Annotated in this window: 20 protein-coding genes; 7 read left to right on the top strand and 13 right to left on the bottom strand. The window is 41.7% G+C overall.

The window, feature by feature from the left end; genetic code table 11:
* The first annotated feature begins 15 nt into the window (after nucleotides 1-15).
* Nucleotides 16-2,955 carry an AAA family ATPase gene (locus AV939_RS12305; protein ID WP_057790999.1) on the top strand — a complete coding sequence of 980 codons (2,940 nt, stop codon included), beginning with the start codon at nucleotides 16-18 and terminating at the stop codon, nucleotides 2,953-2,955.
* 145 nt (nucleotides 2,956-3,100) lie between these two features.
* On the opposite strand, the gene AV939_RS12310 is transcribed toward AV939_RS12305, so the two are convergent.
* From AV939_RS12310 to AV939_RS12330, 5 genes are all read right to left on the bottom strand, one after another.
* Nucleotides 3,101-5,365, bottom strand: a complete 2,265-nt coding sequence (locus tag AV939_RS12310; RefSeq protein WP_057790996.1) for a xanthine dehydrogenase family protein molybdopterin-binding subunit — start codon at nucleotides 5,363-5,365, stop codon at nucleotides 3,101-3,103.
* A complete protein-coding gene (locus AV939_RS12315) occupies nucleotides 5,355-6,377 on the bottom strand; it encodes an FAD binding domain-containing protein (protein WP_057790994.1) in 1,023 nt (340 codons plus the stop codon). Before AV939_RS12315 ends, AV939_RS12310 begins: the two co-directional genes overlap by 11 nt.
* Nucleotides 6,377-6,889, bottom strand: a complete 513-nt coding sequence (locus AV939_RS12320; RefSeq protein ID WP_057790992.1) for a (2Fe-2S)-binding protein — start codon at nucleotides 6,887-6,889, stop codon at nucleotides 6,377-6,379. The genes AV939_RS12315 and AV939_RS12320 overlap by 1 nt, the downstream gene beginning before the upstream one ends.
* 281 nt (nucleotides 6,890-7,170) lie before the next feature.
* Nucleotides 7,171-9,411 (bottom strand): heparinase II/III domain-containing protein, encoded by a 2,241-nt coding sequence (locus AV939_RS12325; protein ID WP_057790990.1) that lies wholly within the window; start codon nucleotides 9,409-9,411, stop codon nucleotides 7,171-7,173.
* 382 nt (nucleotides 9,412-9,793) lie between these two features.
* A complete protein-coding gene (locus AV939_RS12330; protein ID WP_057790988.1) occupies nucleotides 9,794-10,819 on the bottom strand; it encodes a zinc-binding alcohol dehydrogenase family protein in 1,026 nt (341 codons plus the stop codon).
* Between the two features lie 137 nt (nucleotides 10,820-10,956).
* Here AV939_RS12330 and AV939_RS12335 point away from each other — a divergent pair, with 137 nt between their 5' ends.
* Nucleotides 10,957-11,889, top strand: a complete 933-nt coding sequence (locus AV939_RS12335) for a LysR family transcriptional regulator (RefSeq protein ID WP_057790985.1) — start codon at nucleotides 10,957-10,959, stop codon at nucleotides 11,887-11,889.
* Here the strand turns inward: AV939_RS12335 and AV939_RS12340 are convergent.
* Complete coding sequence (locus AV939_RS12340; RefSeq protein WP_061997756.1) at nucleotides 11,886-12,497, bottom strand: acyl carrier protein phosphodiesterase; 612 nt, start codon at nucleotides 12,495-12,497, stop codon at nucleotides 11,886-11,888. The two genes, AV939_RS12335 and AV939_RS12340, sit on opposite strands and share 4 nt — an antisense overlap.
* Before the next feature lie 142 nt (nucleotides 12,498-12,639).
* On the opposite strand from AV939_RS12340, the gene miaE reads away from it, so the two are divergent.
* The 4 genes from miaE (at nucleotide 12,640) to AV939_RS12360 (ending at nucleotide 16,515) form a co-directional block, all read left to right on the top strand.
* Entirely contained in the window at nucleotides 12,640-13,398 is a 759-nt protein-coding gene (gene miaE, locus AV939_RS12345) for a tRNA isopentenyl-2-thiomethyl-A-37 hydroxylase MiaE (RefSeq protein WP_057796054.1), read from the top strand.
* A 573-nt stretch (nucleotides 13,399-13,971) separates the two neighbouring features.
* On the top strand, nucleotides 13,972-14,568 hold the full coding sequence (locus AV939_RS12350) for a Yip1 family protein (RefSeq protein ID WP_057790981.1): 597 nt from the start codon (nucleotides 13,972-13,974) through the stop codon (nucleotides 14,566-14,568).
* A 169-nt stretch (nucleotides 14,569-14,737) separates the two neighbouring features.
* Nucleotides 14,738-15,868 carry a hypothetical protein gene (locus tag AV939_RS12355; RefSeq protein ID WP_061997757.1) on the top strand — a complete coding sequence of 377 codons (1,131 nt, stop codon included), beginning with the start codon at nucleotides 14,738-14,740 and terminating at the stop codon, nucleotides 15,866-15,868.
* 29 nt (nucleotides 15,869-15,897) lie between these two features.
* Nucleotides 15,898-16,515 carry a hypothetical protein gene (locus AV939_RS12360; protein ID WP_156454640.1) on the top strand — a complete coding sequence of 206 codons (618 nt, stop codon included), beginning with the start codon at nucleotides 15,898-15,900 and terminating at the stop codon, nucleotides 16,513-16,515.
* A gap of 2 nt (nucleotides 16,516-16,517) precedes the next feature.
* Here the strand turns inward: AV939_RS12360 and qatD are convergent, their stop codons facing one another.
* From qatD to AV939_RS12380, 4 genes are read right to left on the bottom strand one after another with little or no spacing between them, the layout of a single operon-like run.
* On the bottom strand, nucleotides 16,518-17,243 hold the full coding sequence (gene qatD, locus AV939_RS12365) for a Qat anti-phage system TatD family nuclease QatD (RefSeq protein WP_061997759.1): 726 nt from the start codon (nucleotides 17,241-17,243) through the stop codon (nucleotides 16,518-16,520).
* Entirely contained in the window at nucleotides 17,240-18,574 is a 1,335-nt protein-coding gene (qatC, locus tag AV939_RS12370; protein WP_061997760.1) for a Qat anti-phage system QueC-like protein QatC, read from the bottom strand. The genes qatD and qatC overlap by 4 nt, the downstream gene beginning before the upstream one ends.
* Nucleotides 18,574-19,395: a hypothetical protein gene (locus tag AV939_RS12375; protein WP_061997761.1), complete on the bottom strand. Its 822-nt coding sequence runs from the start codon at nucleotides 19,393-19,395 to the stop codon at nucleotides 18,574-18,576. The genes qatC and AV939_RS12375 overlap by 1 nt, the downstream gene beginning before the upstream one ends.
* Nucleotides 19,395-21,143 (bottom strand): KAP family P-loop NTPase fold protein, encoded by a 1,749-nt coding sequence (locus AV939_RS12380; RefSeq protein ID WP_061997762.1) that lies wholly within the window; start codon nucleotides 21,141-21,143, stop codon nucleotides 19,395-19,397. The genes AV939_RS12375 and AV939_RS12380 overlap by 1 nt, the downstream gene beginning before the upstream one ends.
* 110 nt (nucleotides 21,144-21,253) lie before the next feature.
* Between AV939_RS12380 and AV939_RS20295 the strand changes: the two genes are divergently transcribed.
* On the top strand, nucleotides 21,254-21,421 hold the full coding sequence (locus AV939_RS20295; protein WP_197427678.1) for a hypothetical protein: 168 nt from the start codon (nucleotides 21,254-21,256) through the stop codon (nucleotides 21,419-21,421).
* A gap of 118 nt (nucleotides 21,422-21,539) precedes the next feature.
* Here the strand turns inward: AV939_RS20295 and purF are convergent, their stop codons facing one another.
* The 3 genes from purF to AV939_RS12395 form a co-directional block, all read right to left on the bottom strand.
* Nucleotides 21,540-23,063 carry an amidophosphoribosyltransferase gene (purF, locus tag AV939_RS12385; RefSeq protein WP_013783506.1) on the bottom strand — a complete coding sequence of 508 codons (1,524 nt, stop codon included), beginning with the start codon at nucleotides 23,061-23,063 and terminating at the stop codon, nucleotides 21,540-21,542.
* A gap of 14 nt (nucleotides 23,064-23,077) precedes the next feature.
* The gene (locus tag AV939_RS12390) at nucleotides 23,078-23,566 is read right to left on the bottom strand and encodes a CvpA family protein (RefSeq protein ID WP_013783505.1); all 489 of its coding nucleotides are present in this window, start codon (nucleotides 23,564-23,566) and stop codon (nucleotides 23,078-23,080) included.
* A gap of 160 nt (nucleotides 23,567-23,726) precedes the next feature.
* On the bottom strand, nucleotides 23,727-24,335 hold the full coding sequence (locus tag AV939_RS12395; protein ID WP_057790979.1) for an SPOR domain-containing protein: 609 nt from the start codon (nucleotides 24,333-24,335) through the stop codon (nucleotides 23,727-23,729).
* Nucleotides 24,336-24,349: the final 14 nt, after the last annotated feature.

Consider the following 24,349-nt stretch of genomic DNA (forward strand, 5'->3'; position numbering starts at 1 on the left):
AAAGGAAGTTTACTGGTGAAGACCCTATTACTCACGGCAAAACATATTGCCGTTGAAATGCGAGCTAAGCACATAGAACTCGCCTACATTCAAGTCGCCGCAGAATGTCTCAACGACTTGAACATTGAAAAAGCGAATGCTGTCAAACTGATATTAAGTAAAAACTTATCCCGCAGGCTGCATTTTGACCTAGCCCAGCAGTTTAAAGACACCGTGACGTTAGAAAAGCTAAATGCTGTAGAAGCCCTGCCTATGGTGCCCTTTACCGATGAAGTAACTAAAACCATCGAAACCATTCTTGATTCGCCTGCTTTTAGGGACGGCAACCTACAAGATAAAGTCTTTAAGCTACCTGAAACTCACGAGCCCACAATCGTTAAGCGTCTCAGTAAATTTGAAGCGTTAAAAAATAAGCTTACACAAGAAGTATTTGGGCAAGATATTGCCATTGAAGCGTTAATCGATAGCCTGGTAAAAAACGATTGGCAAGACACGGCGCAGCGTCCAAAAGGTATCTTTCTTTTCTTAGGCCCACCCGCCACCGGCAAAACCTATCTAGCCGAGCGTTTTGCTCACCATCTCGACGATGACTGCGGCTATAAGCTGTTTGATATGGCTCAGTACACTAACTCAAATGAAGCGTTTGGTTTGGTTGGCGGTAAAAAGACATACGATGATTCAGAGCCTGGCCGTTTAACCCAGTTTGTTAAGAAGCATCCGAAGTCAGTTATCGTGCTAGATGAATTCGAAAAAGCCCACAGCCAAGTATTGCTTAGCATACTTCAGCTTTTTTCAACCGGCTTTCTAACCGATGAACATACCGAAGAAGTGATTGATTTTAGAAGCGCTATTGTTATTTTAACGTCTAATTTAGGTACCCAGCTTTATAATAATGAAGCATTTCTCACCCAGCTTGAACAGCACCCTAGTCAAGGGCAGAAAGCGCTAATCAGCCACCTTGCAAAGGAAACAAAACTCGAGCGTGAAAGAGAAGTAAAAGCTATACCAAGCGAGTTACTTTCTAGGCTTTCACAAGGCAGTATTCTTTTATTTAATCGCCTTTCACTGGACAAACTTGCCGATATTACACGAGTGCAAATTAAACAAGATATTGAATCTTTCTCTCAGCAATACGGGCTTACTTATACCCCGCCAAGTGAACATGTGTGTGAATTACTGTTGCTGCATTTTGCTCCCTTGTTTGATGTTCGCGATATAAAATCGAGTATATCCCACTTAATCATCGACCCGCTGACTGATTTTTTCCGTCAAGCCTCTATAAATAGCGCGAATGATCTATTAGCCACTGACAAGCCGGCGACCGATATATCGGTAACCGTAAAGCTGAGTGAAAGCGCACTGCAGTTTTTATCTGAAAACGATGAAATTAAACACCCAAAAAAGCTAGTGCTTAAACACCAAACTATTAATTTTGATGTGAGCGTCTCAGCTAACCTTGATGTGGGGGTCTTAGCTAATTTGCCTAATGAAGGCGACTCAATTAGCTCCACTGGTGTGGGTGTCCAGGGTAGTTCGGGTGAATCAAATGCTTCTGGTCAAATACAGCAGTTGATAGTGACTATCGATGCGCCTCAAGTAAACCAGATTGTGTTTACCGAAGATATGGGGGTAAGCGGTGGTATTAATATGGACTTCCCCAATATCGCGTTTTCAGATATTGCGGGGCACAAGTACATAAAATCCAGATTAGGCGAAGTAGCTAGTTTGCTTAAACAGCGAAACACGCTTACCGAACTCGGGGTTTCTATGCCCGCAGGCATGTTACTTTACGGCCCACCAGGCACGGGGAAAACTATGCTTGCTAAAGCCTTTGCTCATGAAGCGTCGTTGCCATTTATTGCTTGCTCTGGCACAGATATATTGTCGGAGTCTTTCATATCCAGCATTTTCGAGCGCGCCCGTAAATACGCGCCATGTATAATATTTATCGACGAAATTGATGCACTGCCAAGCCGGGGCACGATGGGCCCTAGAGCCGATGCATTGGTGAATAGATTGCTGGTTGAAATTGATGGTTTCGCGTCTTCAAAAGACGAAATTTTTATTATCGGCGCTACGAACCTTAAAGATAAGCTCGACCCAGCGCTAACGCGCTCAGGCAGATTAGATTTGAATTTTGAGGTGCCCTCGCCTGATAAAGCCGCCCGAAAATGGTTGCTTTCTGAGCTGCTGTCTCACTCATTATATGATGACGGTATTGATGTTAATGCATTGCTATTACCCACCACCGGCCTGACGGGGGCCGACTTAAATAAAATTCATCGTGAAGCGGTACTCACGGCTATTCGCAACAAAGTAGAAACCATAACCCTCACCATGTTGCTAGAAGAAATCTATACCCTTAAATACGGCGCAAAAAGTGTAGTTAACAACAAAAATAACGGCAACGAACGCTTGCGAGAAACCGCCATTCACGAAGCTGGTCATGCAGTAATTTCTAAGCTACTAATGCCAGAGCGCAACATTGAACAAGTTAGCATTATTGCTAGAGAGCGGGCGCTTGGCATGGTGTCTTATGAGGCGGGGCAAGAACTCAAACAAACTAGGGCACACTGGGAAGCGCTTACCTGTGTAGCCTTAGCAGGCCGTGCTGCTCAAGTTGAATATAGCGGCGAATTCGGTATTGATACCGGTGCAAGCAGCGACTTAACCCAAGCCACTCACTATGCTTGGGTTGCTATTGCTAGATTTGGTATGCACCCGAATTTGTATAATTTAGATATCGATTATTTAAACAAGCAATCGAAGTCATCACTGTTTGAATGTGACATAGAACAAGCAGTACAAGAATGGATTGCAGACGCTACCGACAAAACCAGTGAATTAGTTACTAAGCACTGGCAAGAGATTGTGAAATTAGCGGATGCACTTATCGAAGAAGAAACAATTGATGAAGCACAGATGATGGCGCTACTTGAAGCGCCATCATCTTAGGCTTTTTTTTAATCTTACTCGCAAAGGCTTACTTTCTACTAATAACCTCAGGCTATATTACAAGAAATGAGTACTAATTCTATTAGGCACTAGCACATAGGCATTTCTAGCGCTGGTTTTCAGGGCAACTCATGCAAGCCTTAAACTAACTTTCGCGCTGACTCATCAACCCTTCCATTACCTTATCCATGGTGATCGGAAATTCTCGAATTCGCACGCCTGTTGCATCAGCAATAGCATTGGCAATAGCTGCTCCGGCGCCAGTGATCCCAAGTTCACCAATACCTTTAGCGCCAATGGGCGATGCTTCGTAATCAGGCGTTTCTAAAAAGTCTAACGTCACATCGGCAATATCTCGGTTTACCGCAATATGATATTCACCAAAATCTGGGTTAATAAAACTAGCTGAATCTGTGTGATGATGAATGGCTTCGGTAAGTGCATACCCTGCCCCCCATACCATCCCGCCTTTAATTTGCGAAGACGCTGTTTTTTCATTGAGGATTTTACCTGCTGAAAAAATGCCATATTGTCTTTTCAGTCGCACTTCACCTGTGTGGGTGTCCACTTCCACTTCGGCGAAATGGGCACCGCATGAGTACTGTTCATCTTCAGCGGTATCATCCTCGCTCACCTCACCTATTTCAGTTAATGGGAAGTCGCTTTCGTCGATGAGCTCGCTTAAGAGAAAACGTTGTGGTTCAGTATGGGTGTCTAGTTTGGAACTCTCTATTTCTGAAGAAGTGTGGGTGTCCTGAACATATACCACCAGCGTGTCACCTTCCAAGGCTAATTCGCCTATAGAATTAGGTAGCTTCTTCTCCAGAGCTTTCTTCAATGATTGTTTCAACAACTCACAAGCTTTCATTAGTGCAGAGCCAGTACTAGCTGCACCGAAAGAGCCGCCAGAACCACAGGAGGTCGGTAAACTACTGTCGCCCAGTTGCACATCTACATTGTCCACTTGTGTATGAAACGCGCCTGCGGCTATTTGTGCAAGAATGGTGTAAGACCCCGTCCCTATGTCAGTCATATCTGAGCGCACAACCAGCTTACCCGCGCTATCAATACTGATACTGGCAGCACTAGGTACCAATACATTCATTCGCATAGCACTTGCTACACCGTGTCCAATAACCTTTCCTTTTTTAGGCGCAGCTTTGTGCTGCCAACCAAACTTTTGAGCGCCTTCTTGCAAGCAATCTCCCAACCTATGAGTAGTAAAGCGCTTGCCGCTCACTGGATGAACTTGAGGCAAGTTTTTAATTCGAAACGTTAGGGGATCTATTCCTGCTTTGAGGGCTAATTCATCAATAGCCGACTCAAATGCAAGAGAGCCAATAGCATCTCCAGGCGAACGCGTAGAATCGATAAGTGGGATATCGGCATCTTTAATTCGATGGGTACTTTTTATATGCTCTGCGCGATAGGTTACCCGCGCACCAGCGCCCGTGGCTTCGGCAAATTCGTACCCTTTCGCTCGAGGCATTGCACTATGGTGTGTTATGTCACCTAATAACCCTTCTCTGTTACAGCTTAACTGCATAGATTGGAAGCTATTTCCCCTATGAGGAGAGTTGTAAAATACCTGACGCCTGCTTAGCACAACCTTCACTGGCCGCTTAAGATATCGAGCCCCTAAACAAGCTAATACGGCATCGTAATGCAAGCCTAACTTTGAACCAAAACCGCCCCCAACAAAGGGGCTTTTCACCTCAATGTTCTCTGCATCCAACTCGAAGGTTACCGCTAATGCCTCTACGGCTGATGCGATAATTTGCACACTGGTGTACACCGTAAGTTTGTCGCCGTCAAAATTAGCGATTGTAGCGTGGGGTTCCATGGCTGCAGATATCTGAGATGGTGTGGTGTAATCTGCGTCTACCGACACAGCATTTTTATCGTGATCACTGTTCCCACTTTCGACATCAGCTTCAAATCCACCATCTAAAGAGTCAGGCACATTAGTAGCCTGGTCTGGAGATAAGAGTAAATCGGGTGTTCCAGCATCAATCGTATATTCAACCAAGCTAGCAGCATAACGTGCTTGCTCTAACGTATCGGCAATCACTAAGGCTACTGGCGCACCAAAATGCCGAATATGAGGCTCATTTAATACCGCTCGACTCTGTGTAAAGCGGCTTTCGCTCGCAGGTTTACTGAAAGGCTTAAGGGGGCCGGCATTTTTATACGTGAGCACTGCATGTACACCCTCAGCACTTTCGGCTTTGTCTGTAGATAGCTTAGTAATCTCACCAATTGCTGTATCGGATGACACCAACCACCCTATTAGCGGCTTCTCGTCAAACTGCTGCTCGGCAGCATATCGTGCTTGTCCAGTAACTTTCAAAATGCCATCTACACGACTAATGGGCTTACCCAATACATTCTTTGCAATATCAATTTTCATAAAGCGCTCCTTCATGGTCGCCACTTTCACGCTGATGTTCATAAAGTGAATTCAGCACGCTTTTAAATGTATTGCGAAGCAAATCAGGTTTAAAATTATTACTTCCGTACACTTTCGAGTCGGCCAATTCGGCGTCAATAGCAAGGTCTAGCACGTCGTCAGAAAATGTTGCACCGGTCAGGACTTTTATGGCGGACGCGGGATACCAGGGTTTAGTACCTACTCCACCAAACGCCAATGTCAGCTTTTCAATGGTGTCGTTTTTAAGAACAAGCCCTGCCCCAACCGATACAAGAGCGAAGGCATATGAAGAACGATCCCGTACCTTACGATAATACTGTGTGCCATGGCGCTGCTTAGGAATAATCACGGCAGTAATGACTTCATCGTATTTGAGTACATTTTCAATATGCGGCGTACTACCGGGCACACAGTAAAAGTCCCGGAGCGGAATGTTTCGCACCTCGCCAGTTTTAGACGTTAATTCAACCTGCGAGTCAAGGGCCATCATTGCTACTGCCATATCTGACGGATGAGTCGCTATGCAGTCGTTACTTGTGCCCAAAATGGCATGAATACGGTTCATGCTCGTTAATGCAGTACACCCTGAACCGGGCTGGCGCTTATTGCAGGCTTTAGTGGTATCGTAAAAGTAGTAACACCGCGTGCGCTGCAGTAAATTGCCACCAGTTGTTGCTCTATTTCGAAGCTGAACTGTGGCGCCGCTTAATAACGCCTGAGATAACAGAGAAAGTGATGGCTTGTGATAAGCGTAGTTGGCAAGTGCCGTATTGGTAACCATGGCACCAATACGAAAATGATCATCGTTTTCGGCAATACTTTGCTCATCTTCCCACTGACTTAAATTAATAAGCTGGGGAGGTGTTTCCACCTGTAATTTCATCAGGTCGATAAGGTTAGTACCGCCCGCGATATACTTAGCGCCGTCTTCGGTAGATAAACCGGTAATATCTTGAGTACGTTTAATATGTTGTACGCTAAATGGATTCATTATTGTGGCTCCAAAGCGATAACATCTTCTATCGCATCTACAATATTGGGATAAGCGCCACAGCGGCATAAATTACCGCTCATTCTTTCGCTGATATCTTCTTTTTGTGAGTAATCAGCGCTACAAGTTACCGCACTGGGGTTCTTTGCCGCTAGCTCACCAAGTAGCGCCACGCCCGAACATATCTGCCCAGATGTACAATAGCCGCACTGAAACGCATCTCGCTCTACAAAGGCTTTTTGTAGTGGGTGTAATTTAGCGTCGCTATCGTTAGTTTTATTAGCAATACCTTCAATTGTGGTAACCGATTTACCTTCTAGCTGAAACGCAAAAACCAAGCATGCATTTATTCGTTCACCATTAAGCAACACGGTACACGCGCCGCATTGACCATGATCGCAGCCTTTTTTGGCGCCAAACATGGATAAGTGTTGATGTAAAAAATCGAGTAGTGTGGTTCTTGGATCTTCAGGGAGGGAATAAGCTTCTTCATTAACAATAATTGTAGACATGGCGTTTTCCTATACCGTACAGCCACCAATCCATTACTGCTCAGAGGGAGTTGGCTGAATAATTGTCGTTCACCTTGTCTTTACGCTATCGGATTGTTTATGGTTCAGAAGCAAAAAAAGGCCGCCTCCTTTTGTTCTGGAGTCAGCCTACTACTGCTGACTCCTGCACGAAAGGATATGCGGCCTTCAGTCTTGGTACCTTTATAATTATCTGTGAAGCTTAATTTTCCAGACTACACATTTTGGCTAAATAAATTCAAAAGTACGTAATCAATTACGCCTTACTGATAAAAGTAAGGCCCTGTCCAGCTTACCTTTTTACCGTCTATTTTCACGCTATGCTTCGCGTTTTTCGACACGTCCACATTCGAAATAATAAACAGCTGCTTTTCACCTTTGATATCGGTAATTGAAACGCCAGTATATTCGTCGCTATCAAGAACAACCTTCAAATCTGTAATACTGCTTTTTGAATTTTGTGATGATTCACTTACAGGGCTGTAAGAACCATGAGGTTCAACCACAGAGACGAATAAGGTGTCTTGGGTGTCTGTCCTACGAAGGATAATGCCTGGGTCACGACGAAGATTAAATTCTGGGTCATTTGCTCCAATACGAGTAAGCAACACTTCGTCATCATTATTGGTAACGGAAGTGATCGTGTAATACTTACCATTATTTAACCATGAGAACTTCGTGTTATGCCCTGCGGCCATTCCTTTACCTTCAAGATATAGGTGTTGATACCCATTATCTTCGCCAAGTGGGTGCAAACTGGTAGGCGAATCGTATTTGAAGTTCATATCTAATACTTGCCCAAAGTAGTAAAAGGGAAAGTCGTATTGATTCTTGGTATCCGATTCAACACGCATAATGTCCAACACAAACGGTTTTTCAAAATTATCATTAACAATCATCGCCATAGTGCGATGCATTAACGTACCTGGATAGGCATTTTCTTCTGTTGCACTCACCACTTTGATATTGTCTTGCTCAGCATCAAAAGTGAATAACTCTGAGTGGTGCTGACTTGCAACATCGTAGTCGCCTTTAAAGTGCATTTCCTGGTTAACAGATAACGTATTGTGCGCAATAGTCGTTTTCGCCCAGGTCTTATTCTCTTTTAAGTAGTTACCGCCCCCTTTTTGTTCAATATTAACAAAACGAGCTAAACCATAATCTTGTAGAACTTCTTCACCCTTTTCATACATTGAAAAAGAAAGTTTATCGTAGTGACCATGGCTTAGGCCTTGGGCTGCATACTTAAATACCAAGGTCATATCTTCATCACCTTGGCGCAGTACACCTATACCACCTTGTTTACCATTCACACCATCGCTCAGATTTACTGATCGCTTAATAAATGGCTCAGCTTTGTTATCGCGCACATCAATAGCCGCTTGCAGTCCCGATTCCTGTAACAAGACCTCACCTTGCTTTTCAACAACACTCAATAGTTGCGGATTTTTGTCACCGTAAAAATAGGCTAAATCTACCGCGCTAACCAGAGAGTCTTTGTAATATGACATCCCTTTCTGAGCATCATTGATTGGGAAGAATTCACCGTCAGCATCAGATAAGTTAAGTAAGGCATTCACACCTTTTAGTAACACATTATCTTTATGCTGAAGTACTTTTAGGTCTGGACGGCTATTGTCCATTGCCAAGGCGAAAATAAGGAAGGGATACATAGCATAACGCTGGTAATATGGCCCTTCGGTATAATAACCATCTGGCGAGAAAGGTTCTTCTAAGTTAGCGAAGAAACCTTTACGTTGGCCTTCTACTTTAATAGTGCCACCGTCGTTGTCTTTACCGCCAACTACTAAGCCATCGTCCTCAATGCCATATAACGCACGCTGAATAAGCTCTTCGTCGTTCATAACGAGGCCTATCATACCCACCGCGGCAATGCCCCAAGTGCTATGGTTGTGAACGCGGTTGAAAAACTGTGGGTTCTCAAGCGAGATAAAATCAGCAAACGGACGGAACAGGTTAGTTTCTAGGGTTTCACGCTCTTGCTCTGAAAGATAATCGTAAATAGCATCGTAAGCTTGGCTCATGTAAACCAACCAATTACTGTCGTTTAAACACTGCCAAAACAATTTACCCCGTGAATACGAGCGCTCTTGAGGGTGAAGCGGTAGATCTTTATACATGGCTTCATACTGAAACAACATATCGCGAATGTACTTCGCGTATTTTTCATCGTTTAAAACTTGGAACAACACTCCCGCCTTTTGGGCGACAAAGAAGTTTTGCTTATGGCGTTGATGAGTATAACCGCCAGAAAAATCTTTAGGAATTGGTGTATCAATACCCATGGCAATTTCAGCATCTACTTCTTTTTTAACACTTGATAACGTTGAATCAAATAATGGTACTTGACCCAAATTGTCTCTCATTCTTTCTACTCCAGGCTTAGTAAGAATAAGATTAGGATGTTCTTTGGCTTGTATGGTAAACGGCGACATGCTGATACCAACGGTTAACAGGGTTAGGGTAAATTTTTTTATATTCATATTATAAGTTCCATTTTTCACAATTCGTCTTTTTAGAATGAATTAACAACGGGTGTAGGGTAAAAAATTGTTAACTGTAAGATAGCGAATTGGTGGTTAGTACAATACCAGAACCACTCTGGTATAAAAGCTGACCACTGCGAGAAAATGCAAAAACAATCAACTATTTGTTTATAATTTAGTCTTACTTGGTTTTTTCACTGAAAATTCTGCACAAGCAGACATGAAATAAGAATGTTAATAGGATGAAAAACGTGGCGTACCGCTTTTTACGCCACGTTGAATAGATTATTCTGAACCCGATTAGGTTTTACCCAGCTATCGCATCTAGCTCGATAATCGATTATCGATTATCGATTATCGATTATCCGTGAAAGAAAAATTAGAACCCTTCTAAAACAATTTTACCAATCGCCGTACCTGCTTCTAAGGTTCTATGCGCTTCTATCAAGTTTGCCGCGTTGATCTTACCTAGGTGCTTACCTACCGTGGTTTTTACATGTCCAGAATCAATCAATGTGGCTACATCACAGAGCAATTCACCTTGAGCTTTCATATCTTCTGTTTGAAACATAGAGCGAGTAAACATGAACTCCCAGTGTAAAGAGATACTCTTTGGCTTAAGCTTTGAAATATCGAGCGCTTCTGGGTCGTCAATAAGTGCAATTTTGCCCATTGGCTTCATGATTTCAACGTACGCATCTAAGTAGGCATCAGTGGCATTCAAACTTGCCACATGGGTAACTGGCCCAATGTTTAACGCGGTTATTTGTTCAGCCAATGGTTGGCGATGGTCAACAACATAATCTGCACCCAACCCCTTCACCCATTGTTTAGAGCTTTCACGAGAGGCAGTTGCAATAACCGTAGCGCCGGTTAGGGTTTTTAGCAGTTGAAGCATAATAGAGCCGACGCCACCTGCCGCACCTACCACTAATACGGTTTCGTTAGTTTTCTGAGTCTTGCCCGCCTGTTGCTTTTCAAGCGCCAAATGTTGGAACAATAGTTCCCATGCAGTAATTGCGGTAAGTGGTAGTGCCGCCGCTTCACTATCAGACAAACTTTTAGGAGCACGTCCAACAATACGCTCATCAACTAACTGAAACTCTGCATTGGCGCCCTGGCGAGTTAAATCACCGGCATAATAAACCCGGTCACCCACAGTCAAGATTTGAACATCATCACCCACTTCAACCACTTCACCTACGGCATCCCAACCTAAAATTTTTGGTTCACCATTTTCAGGTGATACACGTTGGCGAATTTTAAAGTCTACCGGGTTAACAGCAATGGAATTGATTTTAACCAGTACATCACGTCCCGATGCAGCAGGCTTGGCAAGCTCTACATCCATTAGTGCGTTTTCATCTGTTATAGGTAAAGATGTAGTGTATCCAATTGCTTTCATCAAGAAATCCTCTTCTGTTTAAATAACTTACTGAACGAATGTGCATATTGATATGCGATGAAAATATAATACGCCTTGACTGTTTCAAATTAAACAGCACAATATTTGAAACATTTTCAATAAAAAATAGATAATCTATGTTACTTGAAGATCTCGTCGTTATTTTAAAAGTAGCCGAGTTTCGTAGTATTACTGCCGCAGCATCGAGTTTAGACATGCGCACTGCAACGGCCAGTGCTGCAGTTAAACGAGTTGAAAGTACGCTGGGTTCCGACCTTTTTATTCGAACCACTCGCTCCCTTCGTTTATCTGCCGCGGGTGAACGCTACTTACCCATTTGCGAGCAAGCCATCACTATGCTTGAACACGCAAAGCAAAACTTGCAAGAAGATACGGGTAATATTGAGGGCGAATTACGCATAGGCTTATCGTCAGATTTAGGCCGTAATGTTATCGCCCCTTGGCTCAACAGCTTTATGGATGAACATACTGGTATCACCCTGAAACTGCATTTAAGCGACAGCAATATCGATTTTTATCGCGACCCCGTTGATATCGCCCTGCGATATGGCTCGCCAAACGATGCCAGCTTATACGGTTTTAAAATATGTGAAGTGCCTAGGCTATTGGTAGCCTCCCCCACTTATTTAGAGAAACATGGCACGCCCAAAAATTTAGAAGACCTACCTAAACACAACGGCCTTTTTTATCAGTTGCACGATATTATTTATAACGAGTGGGAGCTTACTTATAACAATCAACCTGTAAAAATTAAAATGCAGGGTAACCGTGCTGCTAACGACGGCGACATGGTGCGCAGATGGTGTGTGAATGGCCATGGCCTAGCGGTAAAATCGAGTTTGGATATGTGCGATGACCTACTTAATGGCCGCGCAGTGGCGTTAATGCCTGAATACATTGTTAAACCTACCCAACTATGGCTAATTTGCCCGAGCAGACAAACCATAACGCCAGCCGTAAGGTTACTAAGAGATACCCTTAGGACGCACTGCCAATACCAACTACAACAACTTGTGGCGGCAGGTGTTATTACCGAAGATCGTATCTAAAGCGTGATGAGTCCGCTAGGGGTGCCGCACTCTGGACCATGTTGTTGAACATGGTCAATTAAAGCAGGGAAAAAGCCTAAAAACAGGCTATCTAAGGTTGTGAAGTTTGCTGCTATATCTTGCACGCACTCAGCAAAATCATTTTTAAATCGTATGCGTTTCGCTACTGCTTGTATGGCGTAACCTATCCCTTCAAATTTCGCATAGTCTGCAAACCAATTGTGCGTAATCATATGTGAAACACTGCGCTGCATAGGCGTGGGCATAACAGGTAGATTTTTCTCTAATAACAAAAAGCTATGCTCACAAAATGCTTCAAAGGAAATGTTAGAAAACCGCGCCCAATGGGTAATTAATAGATGGTCGAACAGTATATCTATCGCCACGGGCGCAAAGCGCCTGTGCTCTGGTTTAAAGAGCGCTTTAGCTTGTTTCACACAAGTATGACTGTCAGTAAACCTATCTACTGTATAGTGGTTTTCCAAGCCTTTGCTAACGTCATTACTCAAGGTGTTGAGTGCGATGCCTTTGCGAAAATCACCAAGTAAATTTCCATAGTGAGAATCGGCATTGGGCTGGGCTAAAAAAAGATGAGCAAGGTAATTCATGGCTTCATTATACGGTAATTAACGGGCAAATCGTTCACCGTTGTAAAACATGTTTTTATATTTAACAAGCCATCCATCGGTTCAAATGGATGAATGTGATATAATCGCACTTTGTGTTAGCCCTAATTTAGTTTTAAAGACAGTGAATACGACAGAATTACTCGCCCCTATAAATACGTTTTTACACGCTACAACACCAGATGAATGGGTTGAAGAAGCTACCAAGCCTGAAAACTTTTCCATGCTGCTTTTAGATCATTTGATTTGCGAGCTTAAAGCATCTCAGTCGGCCATGTTCCTTATCCGAAAATATGCTGTTGATAAAGAAAGTAGCGATGCCCTTTTGGCGTGGCTGCAACCTTTCGAACAATATGTGTATAAGCGCGAAGGCGACTGGCGAGATTTACCGTCTAAGAACAAATTGTCTAAGTCAGTTATTCCTCGTTCCGACTCAAAGTACGGCCAAGATCTTATTGATAAAATGGTGTTGCTGATTAAAGAAGAGTTACACCACTTCTTTCAAGTACTGGAAATGATGGACCATTTCGATATTGAGTATCGAAGCATAACCCCTTCGCGCTACGCTAAAGGGTTACTTAGACATGTTAAAACCCACGAGCCTGACGCTTTAGTCGATAAACTCATATGTGGTGCGTATATTGAAGCACGTTCATGTGAGCGATTCGCGAAATTGGCGCCCCACGTAGATGCAAAGCTTGGTGAGTTTTATATTTCATTGCTTCGCTCTGAAGCTAGGCATTATCAAGATTACTTATCGCTAGCCACCGAAATTGCGGGCAAAGATATTTCACAAAGGATTGCTTACTTTGGTGAGGTAGAGGCGGAATTAATTAACTCCAGAGACAGCGATTTTAAATTCCATAGCGGGCTTCCAGCTTAAGGTATCTAAGAAGCACTTATAGGTTTAAAACCAGAAGCATTAACATGTGATAATGCGTGGTGTCATGCCACGCTTTCAACTAACCATTTCTTGCCTCCTTCACGCTTCTCTCTTTAAGTCTTGTATACTTATTTTTATTCATACCCTTTTTCTTGTCTGGATGCTCTTCTCTAGTTATTTAAATTCTCTCATTTGGTTACTCTCAACTAATTGGTCTCGCCTGATACTCTTACCTGATTACTTTTACTTGGTTGCACTTACCTAATTGCTCTTATTTACTTGGCTAACCGGGTCGATAGCACCGCCTTACCTAAGATAATCCTTATATTTATTAAGCTATTTAGCCATCAATTCGTTTAAATTTCTGCCTAATTTCGACCCATCTTGGTGCACCTTAGTAAATTAGATTAATAAGTGCGTTTTAGGGGCTGTTTTTTACACTATTTATTTGACTGATTCATCATCCTGTAGCAAAATTGACGTGTAAATTAAATGTTGCATTTTATACTTTAGTATTAACATTGATTCTTATAAAAAATAATACTCTTCAGACTTTCTCAGAGGCGAAGGACAATGCTTTTAAACCATGTTATTGGGATGTACACGCATCCTAAAGAAGAATGCCGTAATATCGATCGACGCCAAGAAACATTTTTCTACGCATTTAGCCACATTGCTATTATTGCGTTAATACCCACTATTGTGGCGTATTACTCAACGGTCTACACTGGCTGGAGTATGGGCGGAGAGCTCATCAAGTTAAGTGAAAGCAGTGCGCTATTAATGGCGACAGGTATGTATTTCGGATTAGTAGCTGGCGTAGTAGCTTTGGCTGTGGTTATTCACGAACTCGCTAAAGCATTTGAATCATTAACTACTTTTACGCAATCATTAGAGTTAGCCGCTTACACCGCTACCCCATTATTTATGGTAGGTTTTGCAGGTTTATATCCTGAGCTCTGGGTGGTTATGGCTGCACTACTGATAGGTGTAAGTTATTCAGTCTATCTACTTTTTTCTGGTGTGCCTTTGTTAATGCAATTGCCACAAGAAAAAGGGTTCATCTATTCAAGCTCAGTAGTTACCTGCGGGCTAGTGTTAATGGTTATTTTAATGACTGGCGCAGTATTATTGTGGGGTATTACAACAGGCCCTATTTTTGCCAGCTAGTGATAGTTAAACAAAATATGTGAATTGCTTTACCCATTCTGCTACAAAGTAACAAACACAAAAAAGCCGCTTAATAGCAAGGGGTTCACTTAAATTGTTGAAAACCTCTTGGCAATAAAAAATTTAGTCCTATAATCTAGATATTTATCTATGTTATGGGGCTATTTTTTTGAGTAATAAATCTTACCAAGAAAATGAGGCTAGGATTCCAGATATTTTTGAAGGGATTCAAGTCAATAACTGCAAGAACCCGAAGTGCGAGAAATTTGGTGTAGAGCCATTAATATACAAGAATTTATATAACAGTCAAGCAGGTTCTAAGCGTGATCCAAACTACGCTATTTCTGGTTTAGCCAAAGGCGTGCCGGGCCTAAAGTGCAAAGCTTGCAATGAAATCACACCGATTAAAAGTAACTACTCTATTGAAGAAGAGAAACAACGCCTTAGCGCTTATTTGATTGCTTCTCCACTATCTTGTCCTAATGAATCTTGTATTAACCACAATTTAAGCATCATTGAAGCACCAGATAGCTATTATAAATTCGGTCAAACATCAGGTAATCAGCGATATCAATGCAAAGTCTGTCGTAAAACATTTTCATCAGGCAATAAAAGGCGCTCTCAAAAGCGCTCAGAGGTTAATAAAAGCCTCTATAAGGCACTGATGAATAAATTGCCTGTAAAACGCTGTTGCGAGTTTTTAGAAATATCTCCACAAACATATTACCGTAAAGTTGATTGGCTTTATGAGCAAGCACTAGGTTTTGTTCGTGAGCGCGAACGGAAGTTGCTTCGCAGCTTTGAGATGAAGCGACTTTATTTAAGTACCGATAGACAAGTTCACACAAGTAACTGGACCAAACGCGATGATAAGCGAAATACAGAATTGCTGGCTCTTGGAACTGCTGACAACATTTCGGGTTATGTTTTTGGATGGCATTTTAACTTTGATCCAAGAGTTTCACCGTTACAAATAGAAAGCGAAACAATCGAACTGGGTGATTATGATAGGCCTGCGCCCTTTAGAAAACATGCTCGGCTGTGGCTAGAGCGTGATTTTGAATCAGCCCAAAGAGGCCCTAATAATACTATTCAAGCCCAAGGCTCGATTCAGGCAGATATAGCAGCTAAATATCAAAGTGAAGTATCTAGACTTAATACTGAGGCTGTTGAAGAAATTGATAATACGGTAAAACCACCTTCAAATGGTATGTTGGTGCATAGCGAATACACCATGTATGGGCATTTTCAACTACTTAATGAATTGTTTGCTAACACGGAAAAGTGCGCTTTTACTTAGATCAAGAAGCTGGCATCAAGAATGCCTTCATGGGGGTATTTCGAGACAGAGTTAACAACCATACGGCTGATGCCTTTTATGTTCGTGCAAACAAAGGCTTTAAGGTAGATCAAAAAGAGCAATTAATTCAAGAATGCCAACGACGTATTCAATCTCTAACTGGAATACCATTTCGCAGTATGTCGAAACATGAACGGGAGCATGCAATCACCCAGTTAGTAATAGCTGAAATGGGCAATTTACAGCGATTCAGAGGTAGTAAAGAAAACTGGTTATCATACCCTTATGCAACCAAGTCTGAACCAGAAAAAATGCTGGCAGCGTTGACTGATATAAGTGGCCTCTCTCTTGAGCATCAAGCAAGGCTATACAATAAAGGCACGCTACATGGAATAGATAGGTTTTTCATGCAGGCAAGGCGCAGAGTGAATGCCTTTGAGCGACCGTTCCAGAGCGGAACCAATGCAAGACGTGTATGGTATGGTTACAGCCCTTACGATCCTTCGATTTATATTAAGCAAGCTGAGTTATTTAGACTGTTTTATAACTATGTTAATGTTGGTAGAGATAAGAAGACCCCTGCTATGCGATTGGGCTTAGCAAAAGTACCTGTATCATACGAGAAGATAATTTATTTCGATGCTTAATATTAAATAGACAGGTTTTTAAGATTATTTCTCAATACTAGCAATACATCTCGATCACTCTTTTGCCAAAGCTCAGAAAAGTAGCTAATCAAAATATTAACATCAACAGGCTCCAATGGCTTACCATTGAATGTTGCAAAAGGGCCATCCGTTTCCAGTAATATTCTGTCCTCGGGTATCCAAGATAGAATTTTTTTACCTTTTTCTGACATTAGCATTGCAGGTCCTACTGAAAACCAACAGTTTAAATTTAAAGCCCTTAATAAATCTTTTTTAGTTCCCGTATACCAATGAAGTATAACCTTCCCAACATTTCCGAAGCATTCCAGCTCAGATAAAACCTCTTTAGCAGCACCTCGACTATGCACAGTTAATATTTTAGATGGTTCCGATTTGCAGAGATTTAGTATGTGTCGAAACACTCGTAGTTGGCTAGGCATATGTTTCTTATATTCATGTGAGCCATCCAATCCAATTTCGCCGATATAATTTGTTTTATCAAAAAGGGAGTCAAATAAATCAAGCTCATGTTCCCTGAGGTGAGCAAGTTGAGGGTGTAAGCCCAAAGATGTTTGAAATCTAGGGATATGTTTAGTTAACTCGTAAGTCTTCTCCCAAGCTTTTGGAGTTGTGGTTACTGATAATACATAAAGGCCAGCTTCCCTGGCCTTATTGATAACTTGCACTGGAGAAGGATAAAGATCTATATGGCAGTGTAAATCCATCATATAACAGATTCACTTTTCAGAAATTTCTCTACTTCGCGAAGTCCTCGCTCAAAAACCTTTACGAGACCATCACGCGAATCTGTATCGAGTGGAAGTGAACCTGATTGCCTAACCCATCTATGACTACTAGTGGTATTTTTAAGTTTTATAATCGCAGACGACAATGCCAAAATATCATCCTTCTGATCATCTAGCTTTAATACTGTTGATAGTCTTTGTAGGTCATAGCCTGCATCTTTTGAAAAGCCTGCTTCGAATATTGATGCCCTTCTAATGGCACAAGGCACACATCTTCCACACTGGATACCTTTTCTGTGCCAATTACTGCATGAAACAGTATCTGGAATAGCAATTTTTAAGGCTGATTGATCTTTACATTCTTTCAGCATTTCACCCTTAGTTTTGAATTGGTATGGATTTTCTAACACTACATCAAAGCCTACAATATCAAATATTTCCTGCATCATTGATAGGAAGTGGGGGTGAGTGGTTCTTGTACTTAAAGAGCCTATTCTTCTTGATGTTAGTGGTGGATTTAAAGAAATATAACCATTTTCAGGAATAAAGACTTTGGTTGAATTTACGCCGTTAACTTTTTTTACCACTGAGGAGCCGATGATAGCCATCGAAAGAAAGTTAAAACTCCTACCTCTCATGGTTATATCAGTTCTACCAGATAAATCATTTAGAATGTGAGGATCAGCATTAAAAGACAAGCGGCCATATTTTCCGTTTAGAACTTGTTCCACTGAATTTTGTTTTGAGGCATCGCCTTTGTAAGCATGACTTATTAATAATGGATTACTAGCATTTCCATTATTTATTAAGTCAATTGCACCCACAGCGCTATCCAAGCCACCTGAAAACAAACAAACGGAATCTAAGCCTTGAAAAGTTTTACGGCGAAGCTTCGACTTCCTTGTTCTTTTCGGCAATGGGGCTTTGATACCTCCTTCAGAGAAGTTTAACCTCCATTGGTCACCAGTAAGGTAACCTAGTGCTTTTTCAAGTTTATCTTTAACAGGAATCCAAAGATAGGGATTGGATAATGGAATATACAATTCGAAATCACGGGCCCATGCATTATCTGAAACTCTTGACCTATCACAAAATGAATCTGCTGCTGTTACCGACATAGCAATTGTAAAGAAATCAAAAGCATCATTATCTATTCTGCAACCAAGGTCCCGTATAGTTTCCCTTGCTTTCCTTGCGATGATACTGTGCTTACCAGAATTCCATTTATGAAGATCATATAGTTGCACAGGGTGACATTTTTCATCAAACTCTGGAAGTTCTTTAGGGTTATGATGGAAGTAAAATTTATTCATTAGAAATTCTCCCATTCATTAATTGTTTCTTGAATTGCAGATATTTGTATCTGTGATATTTGATTATTAGAAATGTTGGAAAAATCTCCATTTGTTTCTTTATCTAATTTTACGTCCACAATCATTTTGATTAACTCCCTTAACTCAGTTTCCATTTTGATTTGACGAATTGGTGTTTCAGCTTTGAACCATGCCTTGCCCATATCAATAACAACTTGCTGAAAAATTAAGTCCGTTAGATAGCAAGTAAATATTTGACCAGTTAGCTCAGGGGTAAATGTAACATCGTCAAATTCTTCACAGTCCTCTATGGCTTCGCTAAGAGCAAAATTCATAGCAGACCTAACATTATCTGCGTCGGCAGATAATGGAGTTAGTAATTCTGAGATTTGGTCAATGGCTTGGTCTACACTCAACCCTGATAAATTGGATAGATTTAAAGTGCCATTATTTGTAGTTACAGTTCCACCAGTAAGTAACCCATATAGACCTGTACCAGCTGTAACACCGCTTGCCATTCTCTTTGAGAACCCTCTACCTTTCCCTGTAGAATTTGAAGAGTACTTTTGAAGTGATTTCTTTAAGTCTTGATTAGTTCCACTTTTTGCATATTCACCAAAAGCTCTTCTAGCGGCTGCAAAACGCGTTGGATTTACCTCTGTAGGAATTGGTCCTTCAACCTTATCCTGAACTGCATCATTGCTTACTTCCGTTTCATTTCCATTACCATCGGAAATGACAACCGAATCGCCATCTTGCGCCCATGGCGGTACCAAAGGATTTGAGCCATTTGGCCCTTTGCTAGACATTGAAGTTCCCATTATTCGATCCCTCTTAATGCTGGTGCCATCCATCTTTCTTGAGGTAGGCTATTTAAAAATTGTTTTAGAGTTTGTTTGCAATCAGAATCTTTCTTAGCAAGAATCATCGCCCCAGCAAAACCTTTAGGCTTGCGACTCCAGTCAGATATTTGCCTTAGGTTTTCAAGAATTTCTTCCATTACAGCTAAGTAATCTTCTTGAGGTGTGCTGTTAACTGTATCTTTTGCGATTTGAGACGACATGTTTTCAGTTTCCAATAATAATTCAACTAATGCTCTACCAGCTGAAGATATTGAGCTATTAATAATTCCCATAGGTATTGTTTCGCGGCTAAGATAGGCAGCTGCTCTTAAATCAGTATCAGACAACAAAGGAGGCAATTTCGACCATTCAGTTACGAAATCTTTAACGCTATCCCATGCAGGAGGAAGTTCTGCATTTCCGTTTTCGGACTCTAGATCAGCGAACACTTTCGGCTTGCCTCTCTCTTTATCAATAAGTTGGTAAAGTTCAGTCGTAGCTTGCTTACCTGCGCATCGTTCGAATATAACTAATTTTGTAATTAATGATTCTTCCAAATTCATTTGACGACGATCTGAAACTTTTTTTCTCATTCTTACTACATTAAGTAAGCGTTTTACGATTCGTGGATTACCATTTATCCTTGGTGAATTTGCTAAGATAGTTGCCATTCTATCAACTGCTTGCAGTTTAATTTCCAATTGATCTAGACAGGCTTGTTGTTCACCTCTTAGCTGCGCGATGAGATCTCCAACTTTTATAGCGGACTCTTTCCACGAATTACGTAGGGAACCCTCTAACGCATCACGCATAGAGCTTAAAGACTCATCTGATAGGCCATGGTCAGTTGCTACTAACATATAGAGATAAGCCCTAATTTCAAGCACTCCTGGTTTGGGAACATTTACAGGTACTTGAATCAGTTTATCTAAATAATCTGTTTGATGACGATCAGTTGCCCCTTTATGGTATTCCCTTACTGCTGACCTTATCATTTCCTCATCTGCTGCAATTACAAAGGCTGTATTTGGTAAAAATAAAAACAACCTAATTGCTTCAAGTGTTTGAATAGCGTTTATTGGGGTACACCTATCCAAATTATCAACATATACAACTATAGGCTTACCTATTTCTTTAATTAGGCTGCTATATTGCTTTCTAAAAGCAGAAATTTCTTGAGGCGGGGATTTTTTCGTTACTGGTTTTAATATTGAACTAGCTTCTTTGCCAGCAGCCTTGAGTTCCTTGGAATTAATTTCTAAACCTTCATCATCCTCAGACTCTATAGCTTCTTGAGCAGAGCCAAAAAGTTTGCCGATAGCACCAAAAGTGGGAATACCCATTGCAGCAGCACCTACATCAGCAGCTGCTCCAAGAGCTCTTATTTTATTAACTCTGCCATAAAGTGCTTTCGCTTTATCAGAAAGGCCTTCATTATCCTTCGTGTGCTTTACCAAGTATTTAGCAATTGTCTCCAAAATTGATGCTCTTGCATCATCGTAACCTTGATACAACCAAGCATCGAATTTGATATGAAGGCAGTCTTCATTGGATTTTGCTAATGATGATTCTGTTAGGCTTAAAATCGTTGATTTTCCAGCCCCCCAGTCGCCGAAGACACCTATAGACAAAGGTAACAGCTCAGGTGAATTAATGATATCAGCAATAGATTCGGCTATTTCGGAAAAATTCAGATAGTCTATATCGGATTCTTTGTCAGACCACATATAACCTCCTTGTTAAATAAGTTAATGATATAGCTAAAAATATAATTTTGCGATTTTATCATTTTTGTTATATTATGTAAAGTCATGTAACATAACATAGCGCATTCTCAATGGCTGTAGGAAAATCAGGAAGAATAGTTCTGGAAATCGACCCTGAACTAAAAGAAAAACTTCATGCAGAAGTTAAGATGAAAGGTTTAACACTGAAAGAATGGTTTCTAATTAATGTAGAAAAAGACTTTCCTAAATTAATAAGCAAATCTAAAAAAGGAGACTAATAAGTCTCCTTTGAAGTTAGTAAGCAAGGCTTCAACAAATTAAGTGAACCCCTTGGCTTAATAGCGGCTTTTTTTATGAGTAAAGCACATAGTCAAAACTATATGCTAGGCAAATTGCCTAGTCGTTAGAATCGATATTATGCATATCTAAATTGCTCAATTCTGCTTGCAGAATGGGCGCTTCGCGAGACTTCTCTCCACGCGAGATATCAATACGTTCAAGGTAGTCTTGGTCTACATCACCGGTAATATAATTGCCGTCGAAAACAGAGGTTTCAAAACGTTGGATTGAATCATTTTCTTCACGTACTGCTTCAACTAAATCAGTGATATCTTGAAATATAAGACCGTCCGCTTGAATAAGGTCTGCTATTTGATCGATTTCTCGGCCATAGGCAATCAGTTCGTTGGCAGAAGGCATGTCGATACCATATACGTTAGGGAAACGTATTTCAGGTGCAGCCGAGGCAAAATATACCTTCTTAGCGCCAGACTCTCTGGCCATCTCAATAATTTGCCCAGAGGTAGTACCGCGAACAATAGAGTCATCAACCAATAGCACGTTCTTGCCTTTAAACTCAGAAGAAATAGCATTTAGCTTACGGCGTACAGACTTCTTACGCATAGTTTGGCCAGGCATAATAAACGTACGGCCAATATAGCGATTCTTCACAAACCCTTGGCGGTATGGTAACTCTAAGGTGTTGGCAATTTGCAGTGCCACATCCATAGAGGTTTCAGGAATAGGAATAACAACATCAATGTCTAAATCGCTCCATTCACGGGCAATTTTTTCACCTAATCTGCGGCCCATGTTCACGCGCGAAGCGTAAACTGAAATACCGTCAATAAAGCTATCTGGACGTGCAAAGTAAACAAACTCAAAAATACAAGGTGAGGTAATGGGGTTCTCAGCACACTGTCTGGTATGAAGCTCACCATTTTCAGTAATGTATACTGCTTCACCTGGCGACACGTCGCGGATAAATTGGAAGCCAACGGCATCCAGTGCCACACTTTCTGATGCTACCATCCACTCTTCGCCAAGCTCTGTCATACGCTTACCTAGCGCTAACGGGCGAATACCGTGTGGGTCACGAAATGCAACAATACCCTGGCCGATAATAGCGGCAACAACCGCGTAAGCACCACGAATTTTCTTGTGTACTTTGGTGACTACTTCAAAGATATGTTCAGCAGTAACACTTAACCCTGCCACTTGCTGTAGCTCGTGAGCAAGAATGTTCAACAATAACTCTGAATCAGATGTGGTGTTGATGTGACGACGGGCAATTCGAAATACTTCTTCTTGCAGATCGTGAGCATTGGTTAAGTTACCATTGTGCGCAAACGCAATACCAAACGGTGAGTTCACATAGAAGGGCTGTGCTTCGGCTGAACTCGAGGTACCAGCAGTAGGATAGCGAACATGCCCAATACCCATATTGCCCGATAGGCGTTTCATATGACGCGTATGAAATACATCACGAACCAAACCATTTGCCTTACGCAAATTAAACATATTTTGGTCGATGGTCATTATTCCAGCAGCATCCTGTCCACGATGTTGGATTACCGTTAAACCATCGTACAAAGACTGAGCTACTGGTGTTTTACCAACTATTCCGACAATACCACACATGTGCGTTACCTATATCAAGCGGGATTTAAGAAACTGGAGGAGCCTTTCACATACGTGAAAAACCACTCAATAATGACACCAAATTCGGGAATAAGTACCGACGTTTGCCACCACTGCGATGAGGCAGCAGCAGAGAAAGTGTCCATGAAAAAGAGAAGCGCGCTAACGATAAGAACTCCGCGGAGCGCTCCAAATACAATGCCTAAAACGCGGTCGGTACCTGACAGGCCTGTTGCCTGAACCAGTTGCCCGATTGCAAAATTCAACATGCCGCCTAACATCAGAGTTGATACAAATAAAGCGGCAATGGCAGCGCCATTTCGAAGATACAAATCATCGATGGCAGTAAAGTATACGGCTAAGTCGGCATAAAAATGGCTGGCAATAAAGAGTGCGCCAAACCATACCACAAGAGAGATGGCCTCTTTAACAAACCCTCTAATAAGGCTTATTAAGGTAGATACCGCAACGATACCCAATATGGAAAAGTCTACCCAGTTCATTGTCTCTTAATTGCGTTATAGTCGCGGAAGTTGTTAGTAGCGACATGCCGTTGGCGAGATGGCGCGCATTCTAACAGAAGCCAGAAAAATTACCAATGTGTAATATTTTTAGTCTCTGATTTTTACAGCATAAAAAGTACTGTGTACCTATGGGTTTACACTACTCTACTTTAAACGTGGTAACCTTCCCTTTAAGGTCGGTGAGTTCACGTAAATGGGGCAATGCTGCCTCTAATTTTTGCTTTTCTAAGTCTGGGCCGACAAACACTTTGTTGAGCGGGCCAGAGTTAGTCATTATCCGGCGGCTGAACGCACGATAACCCGCTTTTTCAAGCTTATTCAATAGTGACTTTACGTTCTTCTCATGGCGAAAACTGCCTAGTTGTATCACCCAGCCTGCGTCATCCACTGTGGAAGAGTCGGGTGCTTCAATAACAGTTTGACTAGCTAGAGAGTCTTCCGACGTTATAGAAGCCTCTTCGGGTTCAGGTAACGCTTGAGTCTCACTGGGCGCACTTGACGTTACGCTTTCATCATCCAGCGCCTTTTCGTCCGTTACCGTAACGGGCAACTGTGCTGCTTTAGCTACCCGCTCGCTTGGAAAAGCTTCGGGCTCTACAATGGGTTTCTTAGGAGGACTTGCAGGAACAGATACAAACGGTTCTTTATTGGTTTGTTTCTTGCCATCGAGAAAGTCTGGTAAAAAAATAACTGCCAGCGCCACAATGATGATGGTGCCCACGAGTCTATTCTTTAATGCCGACGTCACTATTATCTCCTGTT

Source organism: Alteromonas sp. Mac1 (genome assembly GCF_001562125.1).
GTDB lineage: Bacteria > Pseudomonadota > Gammaproteobacteria > Enterobacterales > Alteromonadaceae > Alteromonas > Alteromonas stellipolaris.

Bases quoted from the DNA above. Each gene is read 5' to 3' on its own strand.
- qatD (WP_061997759.1), bottom strand. From the start codon at position 17,243: ATGATGGATTTACACTGCCATATAGATCTTTATCCTTCTCCAGTGCAA.
- AV939_RS12320 (WP_057790992.1), bottom strand. From the start codon at position 6,889: ATGTCTACAATTATTGTTAATGAAGAAGCTTATTCCCTCCCTGAAGAT.
- AV939_RS12390 (WP_013783505.1), bottom strand. From the start codon at position 23,566: ATGAACTGGGTAGACTTTTCCATATTGGGTATCGTTGCGGTATCTACC.
- AV939_RS12330 (WP_057790988.1), bottom strand. From the start codon at position 10,819: ATGAAAGCAATTGGATACACTACATCTTTACCTATAACAGATGAAAAC.
- AV939_RS12310 (WP_057790996.1), bottom strand. From the start codon at position 5,365: ATGAAAATTGATATTGCAAAGAATGTATTGGGTAAGCCCATTAGTCGT.
- AV939_RS12335 (WP_057790985.1), top strand. From the start codon at position 10,957: ATGTTACTTGAAGATCTCGTCGTTATTTTAAAAGTAGCCGAGTTTCGT.
- purF (WP_013783506.1), bottom strand. From the start codon at position 23,063: ATGTGTGGTATTGTCGGAATAGTTGGTAAAACACCAGTAGCTCAGTCT.
- AV939_RS12380 (WP_061997762.1), bottom strand. From the start codon at position 21,143: ATGTGGTCTGACAAAGAATCCGATATAGACTATCTGAATTTTTCCGAA.
- AV939_RS12325 (WP_057790990.1), bottom strand. From the start codon at position 9,411: ATGAATATAAAAAAATTTACCCTAACCCTGTTAACCGTTGGTATCAGC.
- AV939_RS12360 (WP_156454640.1), top strand. From the start codon at position 15,898: ATGGGGGTATTTCGAGACAGAGTTAACAACCATACGGCTGATGCCTTT.
- AV939_RS12350 (WP_057790981.1), top strand. From the start codon at position 13,972: ATGCTTTTAAACCATGTTATTGGGATGTACACGCATCCTAAAGAAGAA.
- AV939_RS12375 (WP_061997761.1), bottom strand. From the start codon at position 19,395: ATGGGAACTTCAATGTCTAGCAAAGGGCCAAATGGCTCAAATCCTTTG.
- AV939_RS12340 (WP_061997756.1), bottom strand. From the start codon at position 12,497: ATGAATTACCTTGCTCATCTTTTTTTAGCCCAGCCCAATGCCGATTCT.
- AV939_RS12315 (WP_057790994.1), bottom strand. From the start codon at position 6,377: ATGAATCCATTTAGCGTACAACATATTAAACGTACTCAAGATATTACC.
- AV939_RS20295 (WP_197427678.1), top strand. From the start codon at position 21,254: ATGGCTGTAGGAAAATCAGGAAGAATAGTTCTGGAAATCGACCCTGAA.
- qatC (WP_061997760.1), bottom strand. From the start codon at position 18,574: ATGAATAAATTTTACTTCCATCATAACCCTAAAGAACTTCCAGAGTTT.